Raw genomic sequence first — 3,146 nt, 5'->3', positions numbered from 1 at the left:
ACCGTGATCCTCGGAGTGCTCGACTGGACCGGACTGGCGCGGGCCGTGCGTTCAAAGCTTCTGGCCTTGCGCGAAGAGGATTACGTTCTGGCCGCGCAATTGATGGGCGCCGGGAGCAGCCGCATCATCGGCCGGCATCTCATTCCCGGCTTCATGTCGCATCTGATCGCCACGGCGACGCTCTCCATTCCCGGCATGATCCTGGGTGAGACGGCGCTGAGCTTCCTCGGGCTCGGCCTGAGAGCGCCGATAACCAGCTGGGGCATCCTGCTCACCGAGGCGCGCAGCGTCAGCGTGATCGCATTCTATCCATGGCTGCTTTTGCCGATGCTTCCCGTCATTCTCGTCATCATGGCGTTTAACTTCCTCGGTGACGGCTTGCGGGACGCCGCAGATCCCTACAAATGAGTTGTTATTTTGCCGCGCGCCGTGCCGCCTATTCCACCCGGTATGATCCTGCCGGCTGCCTGTACGGTTGTTGCAGTGTTCATGGTCCTCCTCTATATGTGCCGACACGTGATCGAGTTTCGCACTACGCCTTCGGGATTCACCCGTGAACAGTTCTTGTCGGCGGCATTGACGATCTCTTTCTGGTTCAGGACACACAAAAGCATATGAGTCGCCTCGAGAATTTCATCAGCAGGATGACCGCACAGCGCGACATTCTCGACCAAGTCTGCGTCGAGGTGGCGAAGATGGAGGGGCTTGTACTCGAGCTCGGCCTCGGCAACGGTCGGACGTTCCACCATCTGCGCGAGCGCCTGCCCGGGCGCCGGATCGTGGTGTTCGACCGCGAAGTCGGCGCACATGCCAGCTCAATTCCCGAAGCCGAAAACCTCGTGCTCGGCGAAATACGCGAGACGGCCCGCAAGTTCATTGGCATCGAAGCCGCCCTTGTACATGCCGACATCGGCACCGGCTATGACGATCGGGATGCAGTGACTGCTACCTGGCTTCCCGATCTGATTGCGAGCCTGCTTCGGGTCGGCGGCTTCGCGGTCAGTGGCACGCCGCTCGATCACCCGCTGCTGCAACGCCTCCCGGCGCCGACTTCAGAGCCCGCCGATCGTTATTTCCTCTGCAAGCGCGTGTGAGCGGCCGAGAGCGCCTCATCTTTTCACGCAAACGCTGCTCTACTGCAATTCCAAGGGAAAGTGCTACGCGTTTTTCCCGAAAAACCGTTTACACTTTCCCTGGGATTGCTCTGGACGGCCCAATTGCTCAGGGGATTGTATACACCGCGATCTCCCGCTCGATGCCGCGCAGCGAGACTTCGTGAGGCACGGGCGTCAGAGCGTTCCTACGCAACAGATCGGCGGTGAGATTGTCGTCGACCACCGCGCGGGTTGCGAAGATAGCCTGTGCGTTGGCCAGGTTCTGGACCCGTGAAGCAATGTTGACCGTCTGGCCGAAATAGTCCTGTCGCTCGTTCATGGACACGGCGATGCAGGGGCCGGCATGGACACCGATCTTGAGCAGCAGATCCTCGCGCCCGCTTCTGTCATTGAGCGCACGCATGGCATCACGCATCCTGAGGGCCGCAGCCATCGCGCGATCAGGCGTCGCGAATGTCGCCATCACCGCATCACCGATGGTCTTCACCACCGCGCCTGCCTCCGCCGCGACGATCTCGTGCAGAACCTGGAAATGCACGCGCACGAGATCGAAGGCTGAAAGGTCGCCCACCCGCTCGTAAAGCGCGGTCGATCCGCGCAGGTCGGTGAACAGGAAGGTGAGGCTGGTGATCTTCAGGCGCTGGTTGATGTCGAGCGTATCCGTACGATAGAGGTCGCGGAACGTCTGGTTGGTGAGCAGGCGCTTGGCGGTCAGAAAAGGCCGGCGTTTGCCCAGGAGATTATGCAATGCCTCGCCGGCGATGAAGACTGCCGGCAGCACGCGGGTGTCGGTCCTGTTTTCCAGCGAAATACGCAGCGGACCGGGTTGCATTTCCAGTGTCTGGTTCTGGACATGGTCGCGGTCGAAAGCCAACGACAGGCTTCGCCGCTCTTTTGTTGGTTCGCCCTTCGCGTCGATGAACTGCGCTGAATGGGTGACCGGCTCGAAGACGATGATGAATTCGGACGGAAGCTGTATGGGCAGAACGGCCTTTTCACCCGGCGCCAGCTCGATATCCTCCAGCGAGAACGCTTCTATGTTTTTCGCCAAACCCTCTTCCGGCAGATCGACGCCGGATCCCCAGTAAATCTGGCGAAAATATTCCACCAATGGCAGTTCGTGTGGATTGTGGGCGGCAATCCTGCGCACGCGAGGGCTGACGGTGAATGTCACCTCGACCATCTCATCGAGGGTCGGCGAATAGCCTTCGGAGCATAGCGCACAGGTGTATTCGTCCTTCTGCAGGGTTTTCAGCGTAGCGTTGGTGTCGAGCACGCCGCCACAGCCGGGGCACAGAACATTCCATGAAATGTCGAAGATGCCCACCCGCGCCGCATGGAGGAAGGCGCTTATGGCGCGTTCCTCGTCGAGGCCATGCTTGCTGGCGAAAGCCGGCACATTGATGCGGCAAAGTTCATGATCCTTGCCTTCCGCGATGGTCCGCCGGATCGCGTCGATTGCCTGGGGATCGACATCGGTCGATTGCCGCAAAAGCGAGAACAGATCCTGAATTTCGGTCATCGTGCAGTCTCCGGAAAATGCACCCCCGAGGTGGTTGACCGGAACCGGTCTTCGTTCCGAGCGCTCCATCTTACTTCGAAACGGATCGTACGGCCATTCGAATGGAAAAGCCCGCCGACGTGTCAATCCGTCGGGATTTTCACCGATCCCAAGCGGTACTATGGTGGGTCCATGGGGTATTCATCTTTGGGACTTTCTCCCGCGCCGACACCCGACAACCCGCCATTTCCCGCGGCCTTGCGGCTTTTCTCGGCGGGGATCATCATCGTCCTGATCGTCGGCGCCGGCCTTTTTTTCGCGCCTGCGCTGGTCAGGCCGCGCTGGCCTTGGGCCGTCACGCCGTTCAACGCCCGCTTCCTCGGCGGCTTCTACACCGCCGAAATGGCCGTGATGGCGGCGCTGCTGGTCTGGAATCGCTGGTCGCCAGGCAGGCTAGTGCTTGTCATGGCCTTCATCTTCACCGTCATCGTTTCGGCGGCTTCGTTCATCAATCTCGGCTATTTCAACTT

At 60.2% G+C, this 3,146-nt stretch carries 3 protein-coding genes and 1 pseudogene; 3 read left to right on the top strand and 1 reads right to left on the bottom strand.

The genetic code is table 11. From position 1 onward, the window contains the following. Together EN750_RS26050 and EN750_RS26045 are read left to right on the top strand one after the other, a co-directional pair. A partial coding sequence (locus tag EN750_RS26050) for an ABC transporter permease (protein WP_145967917.1) occupies positions 1-408 on the top strand: 408 nt, incomplete at its 5' end. A 206-nt stretch (positions 409-614) separates the two neighbouring features. Next, positions 615-1,094: a class I SAM-dependent methyltransferase gene (locus EN750_RS26045; RefSeq protein WP_023809557.1), complete on the top strand. Its 480-nt coding sequence runs from the start codon at positions 615-617 to the stop codon at positions 1,092-1,094. 127 nt (positions 1,095-1,221) lie between these two features. On the opposite strand, the gene EN750_RS26040 is transcribed toward EN750_RS26045, so the two are convergent. Continuing rightward, a complete protein-coding gene (locus EN750_RS26040; protein ID WP_127319622.1) occupies positions 1,222-2,637 on the bottom strand; it encodes an adenylate/guanylate cyclase domain-containing protein in 1,416 nt (471 codons plus the stop codon). A 186-nt stretch (positions 2,638-2,823) separates the two neighbouring features. On the opposite strand from EN750_RS26040, the pseudogene EN750_RS26035 reads away from it, so the two are divergent. Next, positions 2,824-3,146, top strand: a pseudogene (locus EN750_RS26035) (hypothetical protein); the annotation flags it as partial.

Origin of the sequence: Mesorhizobium sp. M7A.F.Ca.ET.027.03.2.1 (genome assembly GCF_003999175.1) — a bacterium.
GTDB lineage: Bacteria > Pseudomonadota > Alphaproteobacteria > Rhizobiales > Rhizobiaceae > Mesorhizobium.
Note: the sequence above shows the minus strand (reverse complement) of the source record. Positions and strands in the feature narration are given on the sequence as shown.

Bases quoted from the DNA above. Each gene is read 5' to 3' on its own strand.
- EN750_RS26045 (WP_023809557.1), top strand. From the start codon at position 615: ATGAGTCGCCTCGAGAATTTCATCAGCAGGATGACCGCACAGCGCGAC.
- EN750_RS26040 (WP_127319622.1), bottom strand. From the start codon at position 2,637: ATGACCGAAATTCAGGATCTGTTCTCGCTTTTGCGGCAATCGACCGAT.